Below are 25,662 nucleotides of genomic sequence, written 5' to 3' on the forward strand. Positions count from 1 at the left end.
GGCCAAATCTGCTCGCAGATGACGGTGGTGACGCGTGATGGCGGCTCAGGTCGAGACGGTTACGGTGTTGTTCACCGATCTGGTCGATTCGACCGCTCTGGCGTCGCGAGTGGGTCCGGAGCGCGCCGAGGAGCTGCGCGTCGAACACTTTAGGCTGCTGCGCGGAGCAATCGCTGGCGCCGACGGGTTCGAGGTAAAGAACACCGGCGACGGGGTGATGGTGGTGCTGCCGTCGGCGGCCGCCGCCGTCGAATGCGCCCAAGCGATCCAGCAGCGCCACGAACTGCGCAACCGCCACGCCACTGAACGGCTGTTGGTGCGCGTGGGGATCAGCATGGGCGACGCGACGCGCTCGGATGGGGATGTGTTCGGACCTCCGGTGGTGGTGGCCGCGCGGCTGTGTGCCAAGGCGAATCCGGGTCAGGTGTTGCTGTCGGATGTGACTCGGGTGATGGTCGGTCGTCGCGGTGAGCACACGTTTCGTTCGGTCGGCGACCTCGAACTGAAGGGTCTGCCCGAGCCGGTGGCGGCGTGGGAGCTTTTGTGGGCGTCGCTGGCCGGTGCAACTATCCCGTTACCGCCGCGGTTGCAGGTGTTGCCGTTGACGGCCTATGTGGGCCGCGAAGGCATCCGCGATCGGTTATCTCAGGTGCGCCAGCTCGCTATCGAGGGGGCTCGCCAGGTGGTGCTGATCGCCGGCGAGCCCGGCATCGGCAAGACGCGGTTAGCCACGCAGTTGGTGTCGGAGGCGCACGCCGAGGGCGCCACCGTGCTTTTCGGGCACTGTGATGAGGAGTTGGCGGCGTCGTATCAGCCTTGGGTGCAGGCGTTGCGCGACCTGGTCGAGCATGCCCCCATAGAGGTGTTGGCCCAACATGTCGGCGAGCACGGCGGCGAACTGTGCCGGCTAGTGCCCGAGCTGGCGCGCCGGCTGCCCAACGTGCCCGCGCCGCGGGTCAGTGACCCGGCGGCGGAGCGCTGCCTGTTGTTCGGGGCGGTCGTCGGACTATTGCAGTGCGCGGCCGCCCAGGGGCTCCTGGTAGTGGTGTTGCTCGATGATCTGCACTGGTCCGACAAACCGTCGCTAGCACTTTTGAAACACGTCGTGGCGCATGTGGTGCAAGCGCGCCTATTGTTTTTGTGCACCTACCGCGATAGCGAGATCGATGCGAACCATCCGCTTAGTGCGTTGCTGGCCGATCTGCGTCGTGAAGCCGGTGTGGAGTGGGTGGCACTGCAGGGATTGGCGCAGCAGGAGGTGGAGTCGCTGATAGCCGCCGCCGCGGGTCATGAGCTCACCGCCAAAGGTCGCAGGCTGGCCGCGGCGGTGTGTCGAGAAAGCGACGGCAACCCGTTTTTTGTCACCGAAATCTTGCGCGATCTCGTCGAGTCCGGGGGGATTGTGCAGGGCGACGGTGGCCAGTATGTCGTTACCGCCGAGATCGGCAAATTGCGTATCCCGCGCAGCGTCCGCGATGTGGTCGCTCAGCGGATCCATCGGCTCGGCCCCGACGTGGTCAGCGTTTTGAGCGCTGCCGCGGTGATCGGGCGTGAATTCGATCTTGAGCTGCTGTCGGTGGTCAGCGAACGCTGCGAGGACGACCTGCTCGCTGCGCTGGAATCGGCGGTAGCCGGGTCAGTGTTGCGGGAGAGCCCAGAAGCGTTGGGGCGCTTCGTGTTCGCGCACGCGCTGATCAACCACACGCTGTGTGAAGCCCTTAGCCGAACCCGACGTGCACGGCTGCACCTGCACATCGCTCAAGCCATCGAAGACACCGCCCGGGGGGACATCGATGAGAGGCTTGGCGAGCTGGCTTACCACTGGGCGGCCGCGGGGCCCGCGGCCAGCTCCGGCAAGGCGATCGCCTATGCGCGTCGGGCGGGCGAGCGCGCCCTTGCGCAGTTGGCCCCGGATGAGGCGCTGCGCTGGTTCGCCCAAGCTCTCGAGCAGCTCGGGAAAGCGCGCAGTGTAAGCGAGGCCGATCGCTGCGACCTGATGATCTTCATGGGCGAAGCGCAATGGCAGATTGGGGAGCCGGCCTACCGCGATACGTTGCTGGCCGCCGGTGAGATCGCGTCGCGCATCGGCGACCGGGAGCGCATGGCCAGAGCCGCGATCACCAACACCCGCGGCTGGCTGAGCAACTGTGGCGATGTCGACGCCGAGCGGATCGCGGGGTTGCAAGCGGCCATCGATGTGGCGCCCGCCGGTTCCCCTCATCGGCCCCTTTTGCTGGCGCAGCTGGCCGCCGAAGCGTGCGTCGACTGGGATTTCGCCACGCGGATACGCCCGCTCATCGACGAAGCGCTGGGGTTGGCGCGCCGCGACGCCGACAAGCACGCACTGGCGAAGGTGCTGGAATTGGTCACCTCGGCATTGGCGATGCGACCCGATCTCATGGTCGAGCGGCTGGGGCTCACCCACGAGCTGCTGGCTCTGGCCGATGGACTGGACGACCCGTTCCTCGGCTGCATGGCCGCGGCCATGAGATTTATCGCGACGGTCGAAGTCGCCGACATCGACGAAGCGCGCGAGTGCGCACGCCGAGCGTGGCTGCTCTCCGAGCGCACCGGTCAGCCCCGGATACGTTGGGTGGCACTGTTTTGCGCGACAGTGATGGCATCGGTCGACGGCGATCTGGAGCTCGCCGACAGGCATTCCCGCGACGGGCTGGCGGTCGGTATGGCCCTCGGCTTTCCAGACGCAGCCGTTTTCTACAGCCCCCAGCTCAACTACGTGCGATACGAACAGGATCGGCTCGACGAGGAAATCATCGACGCGAACTTCGAGCTGAGGAACGTCGCGCCTGGCCTCTCTTCGATACCGGCCAGGCTGTCGTTCTACCTCACCGAACACGGCCGCTTCGACGAGGCAGGCGACCTGCTCGACGAGGTGCTCCAAGCCGGTTTCGGGTCGCTGAACCAGGACTACCTGCGGCTGTATGCCCTGGCGCATTGGGGCTTGACCGCAGTGCGACTCGGCGACCGCGATGCCATCGCGGAGATCTATGACCTGCTGTACCCCTATCGGACCCACCTGATCTACCCGGTCCCGATCGCATTGTCGTCGGCCCACACGATCCTCGGACGCCTGGCGGGCGCGCTTGGCCGATTCGACGACGCCGAACAGCATTTCGCCGCCGCAACCACACTGCACGACCGCATCGGCGCGCCGCTGTTTGAGGCGCGGAACCTGCAGTACTGGGCGGAGATGCTGCTGTCGCGAAACGCCGACGCGGACGAGCCACGTGCATTGGCGATGCTGCGTCGCGCCCGCGACACCGCTCGGGACCTGGGAGGGGCGGTAATCGTCAGGCACACAACACATCTCATCGATGCCACCGAACTGCGACGGACGGGAGCGGCATGACCAACAGAATCGCAGTAGCGCGACGAACTGCACGCAGACACGCACGCGAAGGCAACGCAGGGATCGCCGCCACGGCGGACCGAAACACGGTCTCGGCGTACGGACCTGGTCGGCGATCCGACCAGCCACGCCCACCGCTCACCCAACGCCGCCAGCCGTCACCCACCGCGGTGCTGCTGGTAGCGGCTTTCGGCGCCTTTCTCGCTTTTCTCGATTCGACGATCGTCAACATCGCATTCCCGGCAATCCAGAGACATTTCCACAACAGCGACATCGGCAGCCTGTCGTGGGTGCTGAACGCCTACAACATTGCGTTCGCGGCGATCCTGGTGGCAGGGGGTCGGCTCGCCGACCTTCTCGGTCGTAAGCGGATGTTCATCTACGGGGTCGCGCTATTCACGGCCGCTTCCGGGTTATGTGCCGCCGCCGACAGCGTCGGGCAGTTGGTTGCGTTCCGTGTGCTGCAGGGTATTGGCGCAGCGATTCTCGTGCCGGCATCGCTTGGGCTTGTCGTCGAAAGCTTCGATGCCACGCGCCGGGCGCACGGGGTAGGTCTGTGGGGTGCGGCGGCCGCGATCGCATCGGGCCTCGGCCCGCCGATCGGCGGTGCCCTCGTGGAGGCGTCAAGCTGGCGGTGGGTGTTCCTGGTGAATCTTCCGCTGGGCGTCGTGGCTTTGATGGTGGCCCGGCGGGGGCTGGTCGAAAGCCGCGCCTCGGGGCGGCGACGCGTTCCCGATCTGCGGGGTGCCGCGCTGCTCGCTGCCGCGCTGGCGTTCTTGACGCTCGGTCTGATCAAGGGCCCCGACTGGGGCTGGACCAGCGCCGCGGTGATCGGGTCGTGCGTGGCCGCGGCTGTGGCGATGGCCGGATTCGTCATGAGCTCGCGGAACCACGCGACCCCGCTGATCGAGCCGGCGTTTCTGCGTGTCCGGTCGTTCGTAACGGGCAACACGCTGACCCTGGTCGCAAGCGCCGGGTTCTACGCCTATCTGCTGACCCATGTCCTGTTCTTGAACTACGTGTGGGGTTACAACTTGTTGCGCGCGGGCCTGGCGGTCGCTCCCGCCGCGTTCGTCGCAGCAGTTGTCGCTGCGGTGCTCGGGCGCGTCGCTGACCGGCATGGGTATCGCATCATCATCGTCGCCGGCGCGCTGGTCTGGACCGGCAGCCTGCTGTGGTACATCGAACGCGTCGGCTCGAAGCCAGATTTCCTCGGTGCGTGGCTGCCCGGCCAGCTCTTGCAGGGCATCGGAGTCGGCGCGACATTGCCGATGCTTGGCAGCGCCGCACTGGCCGGGCTGGCCGCAGGCGGTAGCTACGCCACCGCGGCCGCGGTCGTGAGCAGCACCCGCCAGCTCGGTGCGGTGATCGGCATCGCGCTCCTGGTGGTGGTGGTCGGGACACCGGGTCGCGAGGCGGCCGAAGCTGCGCTGCGAAAAGGATGGGTGCTGGCCGCGATCTGCTTTGCCGCGGTCGCGATCGGAGCGGTATTGCTGGGCCGCACCCGCCACGTCACGATCGACGCGGTCGAGTCCGAGCCGACACCGGAGATCGAGCCGTTGACATCGAGGCCCGCGCCCCGGCACTACGCAGCCGCGAAACCCCCGTCGGCCGCTTCCAGCGAGGACCCGCTCGGGTCTCTGCCGTTGTTTGCGGGACTGGACGCCGTCGCCCTGGCGGGCCTGCGGGACTGTGCCCAGCATGTTGAGCTGGCGGCTGGCTCGTACCTATTCCGGGCCGGCGACGCCTCCGACTCTCTCTATGTGATCCGCAACGGGCGGCTGCAGGTGCTGCGCGACGACGTCGTGGTCACGGAGTTGGGCCGCGGCGAGGTCGTCGGCGAGCTCGGACTGATGATCGATGCGCCCAGATCCGCTTCGGTGCGAGCCGTGCGGGACTCCACGCTGGTGCGACTGACCAAAGCCCAATTCGACAATGTTGCCGACTCGGGCGTGCTCAGGGCACTGGTCCGAGCCTTGGCCACCCGTCTGTACCAGACGCCGCCACCCAACGTTTCCCACCCGACGCCCGAGGTGGTCGTCGCTGTCGTTGGTGTCGACACCACGGCGCCCGTCGAAATGGTGGCCGCCGAACTGTCCACCGCACTGTCGAGCAGGCTACGCGTGGAGAAATTCGGGCGCATCGACCGCGACGGGTTGGAGCGCGCCGAGCGGGCCGCAGACAAGGTGTTGCTGCACGCCGCGGTGCGTGACGTGGATTGGTGGGACTTCTGCCTGCGTGTCGCCGACCGCGTCGTGCTGGTCGCCGCCGATCCGGCACCGGCACCCGAACGGTTACGTGCTCGAGCCGCAGGCGCCGATCTGGTGCTGGCGGGACCGCCAGCAACCCGGGATCACCGGCGCGCGTGGGAGGAATTGATCACCCCGCGGTCGGTCCATGAGGTTCGCCCCGGACATGCGGCTTCCGACTTGCGCCCGCTCGCGGCACGCATCGCGGGCCAATCAGTCGGGCTGGTCCTCAGCGGTGGGGCCGCGCGCGCCTTCGCCCATCTCGGCGTGATTGAGGAGCTGGAGGCGGCCGGTGTCGGAATCGGGCGGATCGCCGGGACCAGCATGGGGGCGGTCATCGCCGCACTCGCGGCGATGGGCCTGGACGCAGCCGCCGTTGATGCCCACATCTACGAGTACTTCGTCCGCAACAATCCCGTCACCGACTACACGCTGCCCAGCAAGGGCCTGATTCGGGGGCGCCGTACCCTGGCCGCTCTCTACGACGCGTATGGCGCACGCCTGGTGGAGGAGCTGCCGAAGGAATTCCGCTGCGTCAGCGTCGATCTGCTGGAGCGGCGGGCTGTCGTGCACCGCCGCGGCCCGCTCGCCGAGGTTCTCGCCTGTTCCGTATCGCTGCCGGGTCTGTACCCGCCGAAACTCTATGACCAGTCGCTGCACGTCGACGGGGGCGTGCTCGACAACCTGCCCGTGACCACGCTGGATCGCCGCGACGGCCCGGTGATCGCGGTGCAAGTCGGCGCTGGAAGGGAGGCACACTCTAACCCGACGGCCAAACACGCGCGCTCACCACGGGTGCCCGCCATCAGCGACACCCTCATCCGCACCATCACGATCGGCAGCGGCATGGCGTCGGCGTCCGTGCTTGCGCAGGCGGACCTGGCGATTACGCCCGACACCAGCGCCATTGGATTCCTCGAGTTCCACCAGATCGACCGCGCACGTGAGGCGGGTCGGGTCGCCGCGCGTGAGGCCTTGCCGCAGATCATGGCGCTGGTGTAGCGGTGGGCCGGCGATGGCGATCTCAGATGTGTCGGCGTTCGCCCATCTGACCGACACGGACGTCGCGGCGCTGGCAGTCGAATTGGACGCGATCCGCATCGAGATTGAGGACTGCCGTGGTGAGCGCGATGCGCGCTACATCTACCGCACCATCGCCGTCCAGCGTGGCCTTGAGGTCGCCGGGCGTGTGGTCCTGGCGGCCAGTTGCCGGCGCTGGGCGTGGTGGGCCGGGGCGGTGACCCTCGGGGTGGCCAAGATCGTCGAGAACATGGAGATCGGTCATAACGTCATGCACGGGCAGTGGGATTGGATGAACGATCCCGAGATCCACTCGTCGTCGTGGGAATGGGACATGGCGGGCACCGCCAAACGGTGGCGGTTCACCCACAACTTTCAGCACCACAAGTACACCAACGTGCTGGGTATGGACACCGACGTCGGTTACGGGTTTCTGCGCGTCACCCGCGATCAGCCCTGGCGCACCCACCACCTGGCCAACCTGCTGTTGGGCGCCCTGCTGGTGGTGGGCTTCGAGTGGGGAGTCGCGTTGCAGCATTTGGGCGTGCAGCTGCGCGACCTGGTTCACGGGCGTGCCGATCGCGCGGCCAAAAAGGAGTTGGGTGAACGTGTGTCCAAGGCCGGCCGCCAGCTGGTCAAGGACTACCTGGCGGCCCCGGCGCTGACCTCGCTGTCGCCGTGGGCGAGCTTCACCGCCACCGCCACCGCGACCATGCTGGCCAACGTCATCCGCAACATCTGGATCGGCACGGTGGTGTTGTGCGGTCATTTTCCCGACGGCGCCGAAACGTTCTCCCATCACGACCTGGACAACGAGACCACGGGGCGCTGGTACCTGCGACAGATCCTGGGCAGCGCCAATATCGATGCCGGGCCGCTGCTGGCGTTTATGACCGGCAACCTGTCGTATCAGATCGAGCATCACCTCTACCCCGACCTGCCCAGCAACCGGCTCGCCCAGATCGCGACGCGCGTGCGCCAAATCTGCGACAAATACCACCTGCCCTACACCAGCGGACCCTTCCTGACCCAGGTCGCCAAGGCGTGGCGCACCATCGCCACCCTGTCGCTACCCGCGAGGTAGCAAGTCAGCCAGGGCGCGTTGCCGGCATCAAACCGCGTCGACGTGCAGGACGTCATGCACAGTCGCGCCCTGACGCAGCGTGTTGAGCGTGGCACGATCCCAGAATCCGTTCGAGAAGACCAGTGCATCGTCAAACCAGATCCGACACCCATCCAAAATCATGTCGAGATGCAGGGGCGAGCCCCAGCCTACTTTCGATTGCGGTTGTGAGGGAGTTCCCACCTGAGTTTGGACATTTGGCTTAGTACCCGGGTTTGAAGCCGAGGTCGGTGAGGATTTTGCGCTCGGCCTCGGGGATCGCTGGTGGGAAGGTCTGAGTGGCGCCGTTGATGGTGATGGTGGCGCTGCGTAGCGGGCGTAGTTGTTTGACGACTTTGGCGATGGATACCCCGGTGCGCGATTGGATGACGTGAGAGACGGCAAGGGCGGCAAAGACGAGGGTCAGGTGAGCTTCGATGGCATCGCGCATCCGGTTGAACATGGGCCGCGCTTCGAGGTCGCTCTTTGACATCCGAAAGGACTTCTCCACGTGCCACAGCTCGTGGTACTTCGCGATGACTTCGGTGGCTGGCATCACTGTGACCGGCACATTTGTCACATACCCTTTCAGACCTACGAGGGATTGAGCCCGGGCGAGGCTGGCCTCGTCGATGGTGCGGTCATCGCCGCGGACCGTCACAAATCGGGCGGCCTTGGCCTGCCTCGTGCCGTCGACGATGGCCCGGGCGCGGGCTTCCTGGGCGGCCAGGGTTTTCTGGTCGCGGCGGGCTCGCTTGGCCGAATACGCCCAGACTGCCCGCCAGGCGCCCGGATGAGCTTCGGGGTCCCAGACTGGTTCAGCGCGCTTGTTGCAGTCGTTGACAGTGTTGTTGCCGTGCCGTGGTGTGACGGTGTCGATGATCTGCCCGTCGGTGAAAACATCGCCGTTCCAATGGAAATAGGACTCCAGATCTCCAGGGGCTTTGGTCATCCGGGACCCGACGATGAACGACAACTCCAAATCGTCGAGGGCCTTGAGGTTTGTCGCAGAGAGCATCCCGGCGTCAGCAGCCACCACCATCGGAATGCCGGCCAGGCGGTGGCGTTCGACGAAGCTGCCGATGATCGGAACGATGGTGGTCGTCTCAGCGGTGTTGCCCTCGAAACAGCCGATCTCCAAAGGCATCCCCATGCGGTCCACCAGCAGTCCGACGACAATTTGCGGGTCGACGCGGCGGTCCTTGCTATATCCGACCCGTCGCAGCTCATCTTCGTGCTCGGCCTGAAAATGAAGCGTGGTCGTGTCATAGAGCAACAGCGACAGGCCACCGCAATCACGGGAGTGCTCAAAGCATTTCGCGGCGACCACATCCCGAGCGGGACCGGCATGGATGCTGCGGACGTGGCGGTCGATCGTCTTATATGACACCAGCGCTGCCCCGAGATCGGCCAGCACCCGCAACGCGTCGATCTTGCTGGTCGGCTCCACGATCCGGGCGATCACCAGATCCCGGAACACCACATCGCCGACTGCGTCGAAACCCAGCCAGTCATACACATGGGCGAGCACGTCATAAAGCAGCCGCGAGTTCGTGCCCAGCGTGCGACCTGGCGGCACCACGGGTGCGGGGGCTGTGGGCTTGGGCTGTTCTGCGATCAGCGACTGCGCCCGGAAGTCGGCCACATCGGCCACCGATTGGGCGCGGGCGGAGACTTCGAAATCCAGGGCGGCCTGGCCATCGAGGACCATCTGCTGGGCCGCATCGAGCAGAATGCCCAGCTCAGCATCGGTATGCGCTGAACCCAGATGCGCCAGGATCACTACCCGGCCAAGGTCCTTGTGCGCCACCTGCACCGCCACCGCACCCGAGGCAGTGCGCACCTTCCGCACGTACGCCACCGCACGAACCTACCCGGTTAGTACCCCGAAACACCCACCCTCGCGGCCAAAATGCCAGGTCAGGGAACTACGCAGCGTCAAAATCATCGGAGGTGTCCAAACTCAGGCCAGAATCCGTTCGAGAAGACCAGTGCATCGTCAAACCAGATCCGACACCCATCCAAAATCATGTCGAGATGCAGGGGCGAGCCCCAGCCTACTTTCGATTGCGGTTGTGAGGGAGTTCCCAGCCCAAGGTGCAGGCCCGGGTGGCGCTCATTTATATGGGACAGGAAATTGACCCATTCCGTAATACCTTCATTCGTGCCGAAGCCAACTTCGCCGACGCGGTCGGCGTTTTCGACCTTAAAGAAGTTACTCAGAACATATGACACCACCGGATCAGCGCAGGTTGCCTTCTTGACCACTGATTCGGTAATTTCAAGGGTAATGGGACTAGTGGCCAATCGAGGATCGCCGGGAAATCCAAAGCTTGAGTTTATCGCCCCATCAGCCACCACTGTTCCTGTCACATGAGGAGTATAGGTATTTACTTCTCCGGGCGGTAAGATAGCGGGAAAACGTCCACAGAAATACCCGCTGCTGTTTGTCCACCCGCCGTCCGCTAATGGACGGACGTGCAGATCGGTTCCGGCCCCATTAGTAATGTGGATGTCTTGGGTTGACCGAGCGGCTCCGATGACGGAATTATTCAAACTGTCCAGGGATGAACGATCGACGGCGAGAGTCAGTTTGAATAGCTGTGGGGAGAAGTTGAATAGCCGGAAGATTCGGGTTCGACGTTGTCCACCTGCCAATTCGAGATACTCCAGTATCTTTGCGCGATGGCTGCTGGATACCATGCTGACGAGTAGCAAGACATCGCAGTCTGCAAGGTCACATTCGTCGAAAGCGTCGGCGGGCTTTATCCAAACGCCAACCGAATGCGCACCAATCCGTTCACGTAGAGTGTCGAGCAAGCTTTGGTCATCGTCACCCTGGAGTTCGTTCGAATAAAGCATGAGTACCCGGTCATCGGGCCTCAATTCGAGATAGCTGGTGCAGAGTCTGTCCATGCCCTCAATTACAGATGGCTCGGCATGTCTTTCCTTGTTGTTCATTGGTCGCACGAACTGCTTACTCAGTAGATCGCGCTGATGCAGAGCCAGGCGTCGTCCGACATTTTCGTTGGGACGCTGCGAGCGATGGCGATTTTTTCATTGACGGCCCGCAGTGTCTCGAGGTCTGCCGATGAGACGCCAGCGGCCGCGAGCGATTCGTTGCGAGTGATAGCAACGGACATTGATCAACCCTTTCTTGATTCCGAACGGCCGCGCCAGCGCGCGACCAGGCAACTCTTGCACATGTGCAACAATAAATCAAGCGTATGATTACTTCTATGAACTGTTGCCCTGTGCGGGTGTTGGCTGGTGCCCTGGACGCGATCGACTTCTTCGGCGACGAGTCCCTGCTACCTAACCCGTACCCCTACTTCGACCGCCTCAGGGCGCAGAACCCGGTGGTGAACCTGCCGCATCACGACGTGGTGGCTGTCACCGGCCACGAGGAGGCCGCGGTGGTCTACAAGGACTCCGGGACCTTCTCGTCGATTGTCGCGGTTGGCGGACCGTTTCCACCACTGCCGTTCGAACCCCGGGGTGACGACATCGATGAGCAGATCGAGCGGTACCGCGACCAGATGCCGATGAGTCAGTACCTGACCACGATGGACCCACCCGAGCATTCCCGGATGCGGTTCTTGCTGAGTCGTCTGCTTACCCCCAAGCGCATTCAGGCGAACGAGGAGTTGCTGCGGCGCCTCGCCGATGAGCAGATCGACAGCTTCATCGACGCCGGGAAGTGCGAGTTTGTGTCCGGATACGCCAAGCCGTTCTCGTCCGGGGTGATTGCGGAACTGCTCGGCATCCCGGTAGAAGACCGCGAGACGTTCGAGGCGCCGCGCCCCCATGTCCCGGCCGGCGCATTGGATCACGCGTCGATACGGCACGATTCGCTCGAGTGGCTCGATGACAAGTTCGGCCACTATCTGCTGGACCGGCGGCGCGAGCCTCGCGCGGACGTGCTGACGCGGCTGGCTAACGCACGCTATCCCGATGGGGATGTACCCGAGATCGCTGACGTCGCCCGCAGCGCCACCCTTGTGTTTACGGCGGCGCGGGGCGTCACCGCCATATTGCTGACCTGGGCGCTTCGAGTGCTGGCCGAGCGCCCCGATCTGGTGCAGCAGCTTCGCGACGACCGCAGCCGGCTCCCGAATTTCATCGAGGAGCTCCTCCGGATGGAAAGTCCGGTGAAAAGCGACTTCCGGTTGGTACGCAAGACGACCACGCTGGGCGGCGTGGCGCTTCCCGCGGGCACCACGGTGATGGTGTGCCCGGGGGCCGTCAACCGCGATCCCCGCAAGTTCGAGGATCCGCACGAGTTCCGGTTGAATCGGCCCAATGTGCGCGACCACGTGGCATTCGGTCGGGGAGCTCATTTCTGTCCTGGTGCACACTTGGCCCGCGCCCAGGGCCGCGTTTCCATCGAGCGCATCCTGGACAGGACGACCGGGATCAGATTGTCGGCGGCCAAACACGGCCCGGCCCGCGCTCGCCGCTTCCACTACGAACCGACATATACCCTGCGCGCGCTGTCCGAATTGCACCTGGAGTTCAACCCGGCTCCGCGCTGATGCAGACCACGTTGCCGAACGCGGGCGTCGTCGCCGTCGGCCGGCGGCAGTCCGTGTTGGGCGCCGCGCCACGGCGGCCGAGAAAGGCCCAGCCCAGACTAGCTGTTAATCTCGTACACGGTTTGACGCGCGACGCCATACGTCCTTGCCTGCGGGTTGGGCGCGTGACGCGGGATGACCCCAGGATGACCCAGTCGGCCAAGCCCGGTTGGCATACCGCGACCAGAGTTCGGCTGCGCAGGAGGAAGAGTGCTTTCGGCTTTCATCTCATCACTGCGAACAGTGGACCTGAGAAGGAAGATTCTCTTCACGCTGGGCATCGTCATCCTCTACCGTGTCGGTGCCTCAGTGCCATCCCCTGGTGTCAATATCCCGAACGTCCAGCAGTGCATCAAAGAGGCCAGCGGTGGCGCTGCGGGACAGATCTATTCGCTGATCAACCTTTTCTCCGGCGGCGCGCTATTGAAGCTGACGGTGTTCGCGGTGGGCGTGATGCCCTACATCACCGCCAGCATCATCGTGCAGCTGCTCACCGTGGTCATCCCCAGGTTCGAAGAACTGCGCAAAGAAGGCCAGGCTGGTCAGGCGAAAATGACGCAGTACACCCGCTACCTGGCGATCGCGCTCGCGATCCTGCAAGCCACCAGCATCGTGGCGCTGGCGGCCAACGGTGGGCTGCTGCAGGGCTGCCAGCTGGACATCATCTCCGACCAGAGCATCTTCGCGTCGGTTGTCATCGTGCTGGTGATGACCGCGGGTGCGGCGCTGGTGATGTGGATGGGCGAATTGATCACCGAACGCGGGATCGGCAACGGCATGTCGCTGCTGATCTTCGTCGGCATCGCCGCTCGCATTCCTGCCGAGGGGCACAGCATCCTGGAAAGCCGCGGCGGGGCGATCTTCGCGGCGGTTTGTGCGGCCGCGCTGATCATCATCGTCGGCGTGGTGTTCGTCGAACAGGGACAGCGCCGGATCCCGGTGCAATACGCCAAGCGCATGGTGGGCCGGCGGATGTACGGCGGAACCTCGACGTATCTGCCGCTGAAGGTCAACCAGGCCGGCGTTATTCCGGTGATTTTCGCGTCCTCGCTGATCTACATACCGCATCTGATCACCCAGCTGGTCCGCAGCGGTACCGGCGGCGTGGGCCACGGCTGGTGGGACAAAGTCGTCAATACGTATCTGTCGGACCCGAGCAACCCGGCTTACATCGGCATCTATTTCGGGCTGATCGTCTTCTTCACGTACTTCTACGTGTCGATCACTTTCAACCCCGACGAACGAGCCGATGAGATGAAGAAATATGGCGGCTTTATTCCGGGCATTCGGCCGGGGCGCCCGACCGCCGACTATCTGCGTTTTGTGCTGAGCCGGATTACCCTGCCGGGGTCGATCTACCTGGGCGTGATCGCGGTGCTGCCCAATCTGTTCCTGGAGATCGGCAACGGCGGAGCGGTGCAGAACTTACCCTTCGGGGGTACCGCGGTTCTGATCATGATCGGCGTCGGTTTGGATACGGTCAAACAGATCGAGAGTCAGCTCATGCAGCGCAACTATGAAGGGTTCCTCAAGTGAGAGTTGTTTTGCTGGGACCGCCGGGGGCGGGCAAGGGGACGCAGGCCGAGAAGCTGGCCGAGAAACTAGGGATCCCGCAGATCTCCACGGGCGAATTGTTCCGGCGCAACATCGAAGACGGCACCAAACTCGGTGTGGAGGCCAAACGCTATCTGGACGCGGGTGACCTGGTCCCCTCCGATCTGACCAACGAACTGGTCGACGACCGGCTGAACCATCCGGACGCGGCCAAGGGTTTCATCCTCGACGGATATCCGCGCTCGGTGGAACAGGCCAAGGCGCTGCACGAGATGCTGCAACGCCGGGGGACCGACATCGACGCGGTCCTGGAATTCCGCGTGTCGCAGGAGGTGTTGCTGCAGCGGCTCAAAGGCCGCGGCCGCGCCGATGACACCGACGAGGTCATCCTGAATCGGATGAAGGTGTATCGCGACGAGACCGCGCCACTGCTCGAGTACTACCGCAGTGAGCTGAAGACGGTCGACGCCGTCGGCACCATGGATGAAGTTTTTGCCCGCGCCTTGCACGCGCTGGGCAAGTAATTATGCGCGCTCTGGCACGGCTGCGGGGTCGCGGAGTCGTGCCGCAGCGCACTCCCGGCGAACTCGACGCAATGGCCGCCGCCGGGGCTGTCGTAGCCTCGGCGCTGCACGCAGTCCGTGCGGCCGCGATCGCCGGTGTGTCCAGCCTGAGTCTCGACCAGATCGCCGAGTCGGTGATTCGCGAAGCCGGCGCAACCCCGTCGTTCCTGGGCTATCACGGCTACCCGGCGTCGATCTGCGCTTCGGTCAACGACCGGGTTGTTCACGGAATCCCGTCCGCCGCAGAGATATTGGCGCCCGGTGACCTGGTGTCCATCGACTGTGGGGCGGTGCTGGACGGCTGGCATGGCGACGCGGCAATCACCTTCGGGGTCGGAACTTTGGCTCCGGCCGACGAAGCGCTGTCGGAGGCGACCCGGGAATCGCTGGAGGCCGGAATCGCGGCGATGGTTGTCGGCAATCGGTTGACCGACGTGGCCCATGCCATCGAAACGGGCACGCATCGCGCCGAACTTCGGTACGGGCGTTCGTTCGGGATCGTCGACGGATATGGGGGCCACGGCATCGGCCGGGAGATGCATATGGATCCGTTCCTGCCCAATGTGGGCGCGCCGGGGCGCGGACCACTGCTGGCGGTGGGCTCGGTCCTGGCCATCGAACCCATGCTGACCCTGGGAACTACCAAAACCGTGGTGCTCGACGATAAATGGACGGTCACCACCGCCGACGGATCACGAGCGGCACACTGGGAGCACACCGTCGCGGCAACCGAAACCGGGCCCCGCATTCTGACCCTCGGGGTCTGAATTGGCGTTGAACTAAACGTCTACTCGACTCGTGTCAGTAGCGGAGGTGATCGAGTGGCTCGCCTGGCCGGCACTGCAGAAGCCGCTCTAATGAAGGCGCTCTACGACGAGCACGCCGCGGTGCTGTGGCGCTACGCGCTCCGATTAACGGGAGACGCAGCGCAGGCCGAGGACGTCGTCCAAGAGACGCTGTTGCGGGCCTGGCAGCATCCGGAAGTCGTTGGCGACACCGAGCGGTCAGCACGAGCGTGGTTGTTCACCGTGGCTCGCAACATGATCATCGACGAGCGACGCAGCGCACGGGCCCGCAATGTCGTCGCTTCGACCGACGTGGAAGGCGCGCCGGAGCAGTCCACGCCGGACGAGGTGAATGCGGCACTGGACCGGCTGCTGATTGCCGACGCGATGGCTCAATTGTCGGGCGAGCATCGCGCGGTGATCGAGCGGTCCTACTACCGCGGATGGACCACGACGCAGATTGCAAGCGACCTCGCAATCGCTGAAGGAACTGTGAAGTCGCGCCTACACTATGCGGTGCGGGCACTGCGGCTCACTCTGCAGGAACTTGGAGTTACCCGATGAGAGCCATCCGCATGGCTGTCGGCTCCGAATACTTGAGGGTGACAGGAGATGGATGACATGAGAACGCCGCTACGAGGCCTCGGCCCGCCCGGTGGCCCGCCCGGCAACAACGGGGTGCGTGAATTGACGACGGATGACAACCACCGTTACGCGACGTGGGACGCCGCTTACGTGCTGGGGTCCCTGTCGGCGGCCGACCGCCGCGAATTCGAGGCGCACCTGGCCGATTGCCCGCGATGCCGGGAGGCGGTCTCCGAACTTTGCGGCGTGCCGGCCTTGCTTTCGCAGCTCAGCCCGGACGACGTCGCGGCCATCAACGAATCGGCTCGTACCGTTGGGGGCCCACCGACGCCGCAGATGTCGCCGGAGTTGCTGCCGTCACTGCTGGCAACGGTTCGTTGGCGCCGCCGCCGCGCACGCTTGACGACCTGGGTGGCCTCGGCCGCCGCGGCCGTGGTGCTGGGGATCGGTGTGCTGGTAGGTATCCAAGGCCATTCCGTCTCTGACCAGCAGGCGACCGTGTCGGCGCAGCCGATGGCGCAGGTCGGGACAAGCCTGCTGACCTCGACGGTTTCGCTGAGCAGCCAGAACTGGGGGACGTTCATCAACCTGCGGTGTGTCTGCCTGGCGCCACCGGATGCTCACCATGACACGTTGGCCATGGTCGTGGTGGGTCGCGACGGCAGCCAGACCCGGCTGGCGACCTGGGTGGCCGAACCCGGTCACACCGCGACGCCCGCGGGCAGCATTTCGACGCCGGTTGATCAGATCGCCGCCGTACAGGTTGTCGCCGCCGATACGGGCCAGGTTTTGCTGCAGCGTTCGCTTTAGCGGGTAGACGGGGGCTCGCGGCGGGCGGTGAACTGAAGTTCGCCGCCCGTCGTGTTACAGGCATGCCCAGGAAGTACCGGGTGGTCGATTACATCGTCGAGCACCTCGCGGCAATGGGCGTCGACCACATCTTCGGTGTCGACGGCGCCAATATCGAGGATCTGTACGACTCGGCCCATTTCCAGTCGTCGATCACCGCGGTGCTGGCCAAGCACGAGTTCTCCGCCGCCACGATGGCCGACGGATACAGCCGCAGCGGGGGCGGGCCGGGCACCGGGTTGGGTGTTGTGGCAGCGACCTCCGGTGGGGGCGCGCTGAATCTGGTCCCAGGCCTGGGGGAGTCGCTGGCAAGCCGTGTCCCGGTATTGGCGCTGGTCGGCCAGGCCCCCACGTCGATGGACGGGCGGGGCAGCTTTCAGGACACCAGCGGCAGCAATGGATCGCTGGACGCCGAGGCGGTGTTTTCGGCGGTATCGGTGTCGTGCGAGCGGGTGCTCACGCCGGCTGACATCGTTTCGGCGCTACCTCGGGCCATCGCCGCGGCCCGCACCGGTGGCCCGGCAGTGTTGTTGCTGCCCAAGAACATTCAGCAAGGAGATGTTGAGGCCGGAAGGCGCCTGAAAGGCACGCAGGATCTGCGACCCATCGGCAACCCGCATCCGATCGTCGCGGTCCTGCGCCAGGTGAATGGCCCGGTGACGATCATCGCGGGCGAGCAAGTCGCGCGGGATAACGCCCGGGCGGAGCTCGAAATGCTGCGCGCGGTGTTGCGTGCGCGGGTGGCGACTGTTCCTGACGCCAAAGATGCCGCGGGCACACCGGGTTTCGGCTCGTCGTCGGCGCTGGGGGTCACCGGCGTCATGGGTCACCCCGGCGTGGCCGAAGCGGTGGCCGGCAGCTCGGTTTGTCTTGTGGTCGGCACCCGACTGTCGGTCACCGCACGCACCGGCCTCGACGACGTGCTGGCATCGGTGCGAACGATCTCGATCGGGTCTGCGCCGCCGTATGTTCCGTGCACTCACGTGCACACCGACGATCTGCGCGGCGCGCTGCGCATGCTTACCCAGATGCTGTCGGGATCCAGGCGACCAACGGGCGTGCGGGTGCCAGACGTGTCGCGGCGCACCGAGCTGATGCCACCACCTTGGTGCGGTACCGGTGTGCGCTACCGCGATGCCATGGCGGTGCTGGACGGTGTGCTGCCCGACGGGACCGACATCGTGGTCGATGCCGGCAATACCGGTGCGGCCGCGATCCACTATCTGCCGGCACGCCGGGGCGGCAGATTCGCCGTCGCGCTCGGGATGGGCGGCATGGGCTACAGCTTTGGCGCCGGCATCGGGATGGCGTTTGGGCGCGCGAGCAGTGGACGGCCCGGTGGACGAACGGTCGTAATTGCCGGTGACGGTGCATTTTTCATGCACGGCATGGAGGTGCACACCGCGGTGCAGTACCGGCTTCCGGTGACCTTCATCTTGTTCAACAACAATGCCCACGCCATGTGCGTGACCCGCGAACAGCTGTTCTACGACGACCTGTACAGCTACAACCGGTTCCGGGCCAGCCAGCTGGGCGCTGGCCTGGCTGCCATGTTCCCGGGACTGACGTCCGTTGATGTCACCGACCTCGACCAGCTTGCCGCGGCGTTGCGCGCGGCGTCGGACGTCGACGGCCCGGCGGTGGTCAGCGTCGAATGCGCCGCTGACGAAATTCCGCCGTTTGCACCGTTTCTCGCGGCACTAAAGGAGGAGCGAACCTATGTCGCTGCCCGCGCTTGAAGATATCCCTACTCCCATCGAGGGGGTGACCCGCATCGAAACCAGCCCGCGCGAGAAGGCCACCCCGATCATCATGGAGATGATGCGGTCGGTGTACCCGCACCACGAGGTATTCGGTGAGTACTGCACCGTCAACGACTTCATCGACTGCCCGCCCGACGAACTGTTCGAGTACATGGCCGACACCCGCAGCCTTGAAGAGTGGACCTACAGTCTGCGCGGGTTCACACCCACCGACGAACCGGGACTGTGGCTGGCCTTCGACCGGCTCGGCTCGGAGACCAAGATCTATACCCGCACCGTCGTCAACGAGCAGGCCCGGACCGTCGACTACCACTGCGCGTGGGATCAGGGCAAGCATCTGTGGATGGTGTACCTAATGCGCGTCATCGACGCCCAGGTGGTCTTCGACAAGCCGGGTTCGGTTGTGCTGTGGACCAATTGCCATCACCCGTTCTACGACAAGAACCCATATCCGGAGGCCGCGCCACCGCAGCGCCCGGTCTGGGTGGGCGACTTCTGGGACATGTTCGGCGCCGGCCACCTGCTGGAACTGAAGACGCTCAAAGCCATTGCCGAATACCGCCACCACCACGGCCTGCCGGTCACACCGGACTGGATGAGGTGACTCGTCGTGAGCCAACCAACCGTCAGCCTGACGGACGTTTCCAGCTACCTACCCGGCGAGCCGATCGGTGCGGACTACTACGCGCAGTTCGCCGAGTCCGACGACCTTCGCGAAAGTGTCATGTTCCGGGCCCCGAAATTCCGCCATCACGTCGCACCGGACGAGAGTTCGATCGACATGATCGAGCGTGCGGCGCAGGGCCTGATCGAGCGGCACGGGCCCGATGTCATCGAAGGCGCCGACATATTGATCAGCCACACCCAGGTACCGGACATGGCGTTCTACGGGCAGGGGGCCGGCATCGCGCACCGCCTCGGCATGCGCCCCTCCTGGGTGCTCGACCTGCACAACGGCGGTTGCGCGGCATTTGTGTTGGCGCTCAACGTGGCTCGCCAACTGATGGTGTCGGCTCAGGGGCACACGGCCTTGATCGCCATTGCGCAAAACGCCGCCGGTCAGTTTTTCGATCAGCCCGGTGTCCGCCGCAAGGCGCAGTCCGCAGTCCCGGGTGACGGCGCCGCGGTGGGGCTGGTCACGGTGTCGGACCAGTCACCCGTTCTTGATATTGAGTGCCGCACCTATGGCGAGTACGCCGGTGAGATGACGCTCGCCTTCGACCCGCCCCGCAAGTGGTGGCAAGCCGGGCCCGGGGAGGGCTCCATCGGCTTCACCGAAAGCAAGATCACCAAGGTGTTGGCCCGCGGCAACCGGCAGGTTCCCGAAGTGGCGCTGTCGGTCTGTGATCGAATCGGCTTGCATGCCAAGGATATCGACCTTTTGGTCACCAACCAGCCCAACCGGGTGTTCCTGCGCAATTGGCGCGAGGCGCTCGAGTTACCCCCGGAACGTCATCGCGACACCTTTGATGAGTGTGGCAACCTGTTCGGTGCCGGTATCCCAATTAACCTGGATCGGGCCATATCCGACGGTCAGGTCAAATCCGGTGCCGTGGTCATGATGGCGGCGTTTGCGCACGCCGGCGATTTCGCCGGTGCGGCCGCGGTGCGCTGGGGTGGGCGAGCCTGATGTCGTCGTTCGGGGGGTCCGTCGACAGCCACGCCAACGGCGAGATCGACGACGGTGTGCCGAACGCAATCGACCCGTTTGCGTTGTCTCTCAATGAGAATCCGTTTCCTCCGGTGCCGGCAGTGCGAGCGGCGTTGATTCGCTCGATCGATGCGGCCAACCGCTATCCGGAGTTCCAGCCCGAGCGCCTGCGACGCCTGATCGCCGGCCACATAGGCATGCCGGCCGACCAGGTGGTGTTGGGCGCTGGAGCGACCGGTGTGGTGATGGAGGCATTGCAGGCATTCACCGCGCCGGGCGACGGCATCGCCATGGCTTCGCCCACCTTCGACGGGCATCCGATCGTCGCGCAGATGGCTCGGTTGAACGTGGCGACGGTCCCGCTGGATGAGTACGGCCACAACAATCTCGACGGGCTGGCCGAAGTTGCTGCGCACGCCCGCGTGGTGGTGGTGTGCCGGCCGCACAACCCGACGGGCACCTTGGAGCCGTCCTCAGAAATAGTGCGATTCCTGTCCCGGGTGCCGCGTGACACCGTGGTGCTGCTCGACGAGGCGTATATCGAATTCGTTGCCCCGGAGCTGCGGCTCGACGTTTCGGCGTTGGTCGCGCGCTTCCCCAATCTGCTGGTGGTGCGGACGTTTTCCAAGGCCTACGGTCTGGCCGGACTGCGGATCGGCTATGGGCTGGCGTCGGCCGCGCTGGCCCGGACCCTGTGGGAGCATCAGCCGCCGTACGGCATGGCGAGCACCAGTTTGCTTGCCGTAGCGGCCTCGTACGAGGCCGAAGATCAACTACTGCAAAGGATCCGGCTGATTACCGCCGAGCGTCGCTATCTTAGGATGCGCTTGAGTGCGATGAGGGTTTACACCTGTGATGCGCACGCCAATTTCATGTACCTGCCGTCAAGGGGGCGGTCGTGGCGTGAAGTGTTCGCCGACACCGGGTTGCATGTGCGGTTGTACGACGACGGCAGCGCGCGGATCACCGTCGGCGGCCGCGAATCGACCATGGCGGTGCTGTCCGCGGTGGGGCAAGTGCGGTAAGAAGGGGCGTGGCTGCCTCACAGAAGCGTGACCCTATCGCTGTTGCCCGCGCCAATTGGGAGCGCGCCGGGTGGGGCGATGTGTCGGAGGGCATGGTCGCGGTGACGTCGGTGATGCGTGCGCATCAGATCTTGCTGGCGCGCGTCGAGACGGCGCTGCGTCCGTACGATTTGAGTTTCTCCCGGTTCGAGCTGCTGCGGCTATTGGCGTTTAGCCGCACCGGAGCGTTGCCGATCACCAAAGCGTCTGATCGGCTGCAGGTCCACGTCACTAGCGTCACGCACGCGATTCGCCGACTGGAAGCCGACGGCCTGGTGGAGCGCGTGCCGCACCCTACCGACGGGCGGACCACGTTGGTGCAGATCACCGAACTCGGCCGGTCCACGGTCGAGGATGCCACCGTCACGCTCAACGAGCAGGTGTTCGCCGACATCGGGATGTCTGCTGACGAATCACGGGCGCTGGTGTCGTCTGTTGAAACGTTGCGACGCAACGCGGGTGACTTTTGACCGCGAGCAGACGCAAAAGCCCCCAATTTCCGGCGGAAATGGGGGCTTTTGCGTCTGCTCGCGGGATCTACCGCAGCGTGTGGATCACCGCGCTGAAATCCAGGGCGCCGTGGTCGGCGTCGGACGCGATGAACTCAGCGTAGATGTCGGCGGCATGGCTGCCCAGCGGGGCTATCGCACCCGTTGCAGCCACCGCGTCCATAGCCAGGCCCAAGTCCTTGTTCATCAAGGCGGTCGCGAAACCCGGCTTGAAGTCGTTGTTGGCCGGCGATGTGGGCACCGGGCCCGGCACCGGGCAGTTGGTGTGCACCGCCCAACAATTGCCGGTGGCTCCGGTGATGACGTCGAACAACGACTGCGCCGACAGCCCGAGCTTCTCGGCCAGCACGAACGCCTCGCCGATCGCGATCTGCTGCACCGCGAGCACCATGTTGTTGCACAGCTTGGCGGCCTGTCCCGCGCCCGCTGAGCCGCAGTGGATGATCTTGCCCGCCATGGGTTCCAGCACCGGCCGGGCCGCTTGTAACGCGGCTTCGGGGCCGCCGACCATGAACGCCAGCGTCCCCGCCGCCGCGCCCTTCACCCCACCGGAAACCGGTGCGTCGAGTTGGAGCATGCCGCGCGATTCGGCCAGGGCATGCACCTCGCGGGCGTCGTCGACCGAGATCGTGGAGCTGTCGATGAACAGCGAACCTGCTCGTGCGGCGGGCAGCACATCGGCGTAGCAGCGCTTAACGATGTCGCCGCTGGGCAACATGGTGATGACCACGTCTGACTCGGATACCGCTTCGGCGGCGCTGTCGAACATCGTCGCACCCTTGGCCGCCGCAGCGGACGCCGCGGCCGGGACCGGGTCATACCCACGGACGATGTGTTCGGCGGCAACCAGATTCGCCGACATCGGCGCGCCCATGTTGCCCAGGCCCAGGAACGCGATGGTGCTCATGTCGGCCTTTCTAGCTTCCTAAGCGGTGGCGCGGAATCGCGCGGCCTCGGCTCGACCGATGACCACCCGCATGATTTCGTTGGTGCCTTCCAGAATTCGATGCACCCGCAAGTCGCGGACGATTTTCTCCAGACCATACTCGCGCAGATAACCGTAGCCACCGTGCAGCTGCAGCGCCTTGTCGGCGACGTCGAAGCAGGTGTCGGTCACATAGCGTTTGGCCATCGCGCACAATTCGACCTTGTCGGTGGCGTCCTCGTCCAGTGCAGTCGCGGCCCGCCACAACAACAGTCGCGACGTCTCGAGACCGGTCGCCATGTCGGCCAGGGCGAACCGGATGGTGGGCTCGTCGAGCAAGGTGGCGCCGAACGCTTGACGCTCGCGCACATAGGCGCCGGCCTTGTCGAAGGCGGCCTGTGCGCCGCCCAGCGAGCACGCCGCGATGTTGAGGCGGCCGCCGTTGAGTCCGTTCATCGCGATGCCGAACCCGGCGCCGTCGCCGTCGATGCCGCCCAACATCGCATCGGCGGGTATGCGTACCCCCTCCAGCACCACTTGCGCGGTGGGTTGTGCGTGCCAACCCATCTTCTCTTCGTGGACACCGAAACTTAGCCCCGGAGTGCCCTTTTCGATGATGAAGGCCGAAATGCCGCGCGGGCCGTCGGCGCCCGTGCGGGCCATCACCACGTAGACGTCGGATGCGCCCGCACCGGAAATGAACTGCTTGACGCCGTCGAGCACATAGTCGCCGCCTTGTTTGACGGCGCGGGTACACAACGCGCTGGCGTCGGACCCGGCGCCGGGCTCAGTCAGGCAGTAGCTGGCGATGACATCCATCGTGGCCAGCCGCGGAATCCAGTCCTTGCGTTGTTCGTCGGTGCCGAAGGAGTCGATCATCCACGCGCACATGTTGTGGATGGAAAGAAAGGCAGCGGTGACCGGGTCTGCGATGGCCAACTGCTCGAAGATGCGCACCCCGTCGAGCCGGCGTAGCCCACTGCCACCCACGTCGTCACGGCAGTAGATCGCCGCCATCCCGAGTTCGGCGGCCTCGCGCAACACGTCGGTCGGAAAGTGCTTGGTGGCATCCCATTCTAGGGCGTGGGGCGCAAGGCGTTTGGCGGCGAAGGCGGCCGCGGTCTCGGTGATCACCCGTTCTTCGTCGTTGAGGGTAAACATGTCGCTAATTCATTGTCGGGATGACGAATTCGGCACCGTCTTTGATGCCGGACGGCCAGCGGGACGTGACGGTCTTGACCTTGGTGTAGAACTGGATCGACGTCGGGCCGTGCTGGTTGAGGTCGCCGAAGCCGGACCGCTTCCAGCCCCCGAAGGTGTGGTAGGCCACCGGAACCGGGATCGGCACATTGACGCCGACCATGCCCACCTGCACCCGGGAGACGAAGTCGCGCGCGGCGTCGCCGTCCCGGGTGAAGACCGCCACGCCATTGCCGTACTCGTGCTCCGACGGCAGCCGCAGCGCCTCTTCGTAATCGTGCGCCCGCACGATGCACAGCACCGGCCCGAAGATTTCGTCGGTGTAGATCGACATATCGGGGGTGACGTGGTCGAACAGGGTGGGCCCGATGAAAAAGCCACCTTCTAGGTTGGAGTCACCGAAAGTCAGGTCGTCGCTGGCGCGCTCGCGGCCATCGATGACTATTTCGGCGCCGGCTGCCACGCCCTGGTTGATGTAGTCGCGCACCCGGGTCAGTGCCGCCTCGGTGACCAGTGGGCCGTAGTCGGCCTTAGGATCCAGGCTGTGCCCGACCCGTAGGTGGTTGATCCGCTCAATCAGCCTGGCGCGCAACCGTTCCGCGGTCTGCTCGCCGACGGGAACGGCGACGCTGATCGCCATGCAGCGTTCACCGGCGCTGCCATAGCCGGCGCCGATCAGGGCATCGACCGCCTGGTCGAGGTCCGCGTCGGGCATCACGATCATGTGGTTCTTGGCGCCGCCGAAGCATTGCGAGCGCTTGCCGGTGGCCGCGGCGTGGGAGTAGATGTACTGCGCGATGTCGGAGCTGCCGACGAAGCCGACGGCCTTGACGTCGGGGTGGTTCAGGATGGCGTCGACGGCTTCCTTGTCGCCGTGCACGACCTGGAATACGCCCGGGGGCAAGCCCGCCTCTGTGAACAGCTCGGCCAGCCGCACCGGAACCGACGGGTCGCGCTCACTTGGCTTGAGAACGAACGCATTTCCGCAGGCGAGGGCCGGTCCGGCCTTCCACAGCGGGATCATCGCCGGGAAGTTGAACGGGGTGATGCCGGCGACCACGCCGAGGGGCTGCCGCAGTGAATAGACGTCGATGCCGGGGCCGGCGCCCTCGGTGTATTCCCCTTTGAGCAGGTGGGGGATGCCGATGCAGAACTCGATCACCTCGATGCCGCGCTGGACGTCTCCCCGGGCGTCGGCCAGCGTCTTGCCGTGCTCGCGGGACAGCAGCTCGGCCAGCTCGTCGGTGTTGTCGTTGACCAGCTCAATGAAGCGCATCAGCACTCGGGCCCGGCGTTGTGGATTCCATGCGGCCCAGCCCTTTTGCGCCTCGACGGCCGAGGCCATCGCGGCGTCGATGTCGGCCTTGCCGGCCATCGGTACTTTCGCCTGGACCTGGCCGGTGTTGGGGTCGAAGACGTCGGCGGTGCGGGTGGACTGGCCGGTGGTGCGCTGTCCGTCGATGAAATGCGAAATCTGTGTGGTCATGTTTCGTCCCATAGAAGTAGGGGAGTAACGGCGATATACTTGCATATCCTAGTAATGCCGTTTGGCGTTGGCAAGGTCGCCTACCGAAACTGTCGTGCCGTGGGCCTGTGCAGATTGTCCGTTAACGGAAGCCCGCATTTGACGAACATGTCCATGGTCCCCTCGGACTACCGTGAATAACCTTTCCGGCGCGCACCACTAGGCGCGAGCCGATGAAGGGAGGAGGTGACCCATGACCCACGAACTTCTGTTCGGCGAGATTGAGACTGCGTACTCCGCCAGTTGTATAACTCGGGCCGACGACATCGTCGAGTGACCAGGTCACATTGGACGACGCGGGTGGGGATCTCGTCACCCCGGTTAGAGATCCCCACCGCGCGTCTTAAACTGCTGTGCGCCAGCTCGAGCACACG

General features: G+C 64.9%; 19 protein-coding genes and 1 pseudogene. 14 read left to right on the forward strand and 6 right to left on the reverse strand.

The features are described 5' to 3' along the window. Positions 1–37 precede the first annotated feature (37 nt). From AADZ78_RS05125 to AADZ78_RS05135, 3 genes and pseudogenes are all read left to right on the forward strand, one after another. A complete protein-coding gene (locus AADZ78_RS05125; protein ID WP_085249086.1) occupies positions 38–3,370 on the forward strand; it encodes an ATP-binding protein in 3,333 nt (1,110 codons plus the stop codon). Further along, on the forward strand, positions 3,367–6,621 hold the full coding sequence (locus AADZ78_RS05130; RefSeq protein WP_085249085.1) for an MFS transporter: 3,255 nt from the start codon (positions 3,367–3,369) through the stop codon (positions 6,619–6,621). The genes AADZ78_RS05125 and AADZ78_RS05130 overlap by 4 nt, the downstream gene beginning before the upstream one ends. Positions 6,622–6,634: 13 nt before the next feature. Then, positions 6,635–7,714, forward strand: a pseudogene (locus AADZ78_RS05135) (fatty acid desaturase family protein); the annotation flags it as partial. Positions 7,715–7,750: 36 nt separating this feature from the next. On the opposite strand, the gene AADZ78_RS05140 reads toward AADZ78_RS05135, so the two are convergent. The 3 genes from AADZ78_RS05140 to AADZ78_RS05150 all read right to left on the reverse strand — a co-directional run bounded on the left by AADZ78_RS05140 (position 7,751) and on the right by AADZ78_RS05150 (position 10,702). Then, positions 7,751–7,885 carry a hypothetical protein gene (locus AADZ78_RS05140; RefSeq protein WP_341343629.1) on the reverse strand — a complete coding sequence of 45 codons (135 nt, stop codon included), beginning with the start codon at positions 7,883–7,885 and terminating at the stop codon, positions 7,751–7,753. Positions 7,886–7,964: 79 nt separating this feature from the next. Continuing rightward, positions 7,965–9,602 (reverse strand): IS1634 family transposase, encoded by a 1,638-nt coding sequence (locus AADZ78_RS05145; RefSeq protein ID WP_085248516.1) that lies wholly within the window; start codon positions 9,600–9,602, stop codon positions 7,965–7,967. Positions 9,603–9,685: 83 nt separating this feature from the next. Beyond that, positions 9,686–10,702, reverse strand: a complete 1,017-nt coding sequence (locus AADZ78_RS05150; protein WP_139828611.1) for a hypothetical protein — start codon at positions 10,700–10,702, stop codon at positions 9,686–9,688. A 278-nt stretch (positions 10,703–10,980) separates the two neighbouring features. Between AADZ78_RS05150 and AADZ78_RS05155 the strand changes: the two genes are divergently transcribed. The 11 genes from AADZ78_RS05155 to AADZ78_RS05205 all read left to right on the forward strand — a co-directional run bounded on the left by AADZ78_RS05155 (position 10,981) and on the right by AADZ78_RS05205 (position 21,599). Next, on the forward strand, positions 10,981–12,276 hold the full coding sequence (locus AADZ78_RS05155) for a cytochrome P450 (protein ID WP_085249848.1): 1,296 nt from the start codon (positions 10,981–10,983) through the stop codon (positions 12,274–12,276). A gap of 249 nt (positions 12,277–12,525) precedes the next feature. Next, positions 12,526–13,851 (forward strand): preprotein translocase subunit SecY, encoded by a 1,326-nt coding sequence (gene secY, locus AADZ78_RS05160; protein WP_085249849.1) that lies wholly within the window; start codon positions 12,526–12,528, stop codon positions 13,849–13,851. Further along, complete coding sequence (locus AADZ78_RS05165) at positions 13,848–14,393, forward strand: adenylate kinase (RefSeq protein ID WP_085249850.1); 546 nt, start codon at positions 13,848–13,850, stop codon at positions 14,391–14,393. The genes secY and AADZ78_RS05165 overlap by 4 nt, the downstream gene beginning before the upstream one ends. A 2-nt stretch (positions 14,394–14,395) precedes the next feature. Beyond that, on the forward strand, positions 14,396–15,199 hold the full coding sequence (gene map / locus AADZ78_RS05170; RefSeq protein WP_085249851.1) for a type I methionyl aminopeptidase: 804 nt from the start codon (positions 14,396–14,398) through the stop codon (positions 15,197–15,199). A 54-nt stretch (positions 15,200–15,253) separates the two neighbouring features. Next, positions 15,254–15,781: a sigma-70 family RNA polymerase sigma factor gene (locus AADZ78_RS05175; protein ID WP_085249852.1), complete on the forward strand. Its 528-nt coding sequence runs from the start codon at positions 15,254–15,256 to the stop codon at positions 15,779–15,781. A 57-nt stretch (positions 15,782–15,838) separates the two neighbouring features. After that, positions 15,839–16,612, forward strand: a complete 774-nt coding sequence (locus AADZ78_RS05180; RefSeq protein WP_139828617.1) for an anti-sigma factor family protein — start codon at positions 15,839–15,841, stop codon at positions 16,610–16,612. Between the two features lie 62 nt (positions 16,613–16,674). Continuing rightward, positions 16,675–18,390 (forward strand): thiamine pyrophosphate-binding protein, encoded by a 1,716-nt coding sequence (locus tag AADZ78_RS05185; RefSeq protein ID WP_085249854.1) that lies wholly within the window; start codon positions 16,675–16,677, stop codon positions 18,388–18,390. Beyond that, a complete protein-coding gene (locus AADZ78_RS05190) occupies positions 18,371–19,018 on the forward strand; it encodes an SRPBCC family protein (protein WP_085249855.1) in 648 nt (215 codons plus the stop codon). Before AADZ78_RS05185 ends, AADZ78_RS05190 begins: the two co-directional genes overlap by 20 nt. A gap of 6 nt (positions 19,019–19,024) precedes the next feature. Further along, positions 19,025–20,044, forward strand: a complete 1,020-nt coding sequence (locus AADZ78_RS05195) for a 3-oxoacyl-ACP synthase III family protein (RefSeq protein WP_085249856.1) — start codon at positions 19,025–19,027, stop codon at positions 20,042–20,044. Continuing rightward, positions 20,044–21,090, forward strand: coding sequence for a pyridoxal phosphate-dependent aminotransferase (locus AADZ78_RS05200; protein WP_085249857.1), 1,047 nt, complete (start codon positions 20,044–20,046; stop codon positions 21,088–21,090). Before AADZ78_RS05195 ends, AADZ78_RS05200 begins: the two co-directional genes overlap by 1 nt. A gap of 8 nt (positions 21,091–21,098) precedes the next feature. Beyond that, entirely contained in the window at positions 21,099–21,599 is a 501-nt protein-coding gene (locus AADZ78_RS05205) for a MarR family transcriptional regulator (RefSeq protein ID WP_085249858.1), read from the forward strand. 67 nt (positions 21,600–21,666) lie between these two features. Here AADZ78_RS05205 and mmsB read toward each other — a convergent pair whose 3' ends face one another. From mmsB to AADZ78_RS05220, 3 genes are read right to left on the reverse strand one after another with little or no spacing between them, the layout of a single operon-like run. Beyond that, positions 21,667–22,545 (reverse strand): 3-hydroxyisobutyrate dehydrogenase, encoded by an 879-nt coding sequence (gene mmsB, locus AADZ78_RS05210; RefSeq protein ID WP_085249859.1) that lies wholly within the window; start codon positions 22,543–22,545, stop codon positions 21,667–21,669. Positions 22,546–22,563: 18 nt separating this feature from the next. Beyond that, positions 22,564–23,724: an acyl-CoA dehydrogenase family protein gene (locus tag AADZ78_RS05215; RefSeq protein ID WP_085249860.1), complete on the reverse strand. Its 1,161-nt coding sequence runs from the start codon at positions 23,722–23,724 to the stop codon at positions 22,564–22,566. 4 nt (positions 23,725–23,728) lie between these two features. Further along, a complete protein-coding gene (locus AADZ78_RS05220) occupies positions 23,729–25,249 on the reverse strand; it encodes a CoA-acylating methylmalonate-semialdehyde dehydrogenase (RefSeq protein WP_085249861.1) in 1,521 nt (506 codons plus the stop codon). Positions 25,250–25,662 lie beyond the last annotated feature (413 nt).

Source organism: Mycobacterium riyadhense, assembly GCF_963853645.1.
GTDB lineage: Bacteria > Actinomycetota > Actinomycetes > Mycobacteriales > Mycobacteriaceae > Mycobacterium > Mycobacterium riyadhense.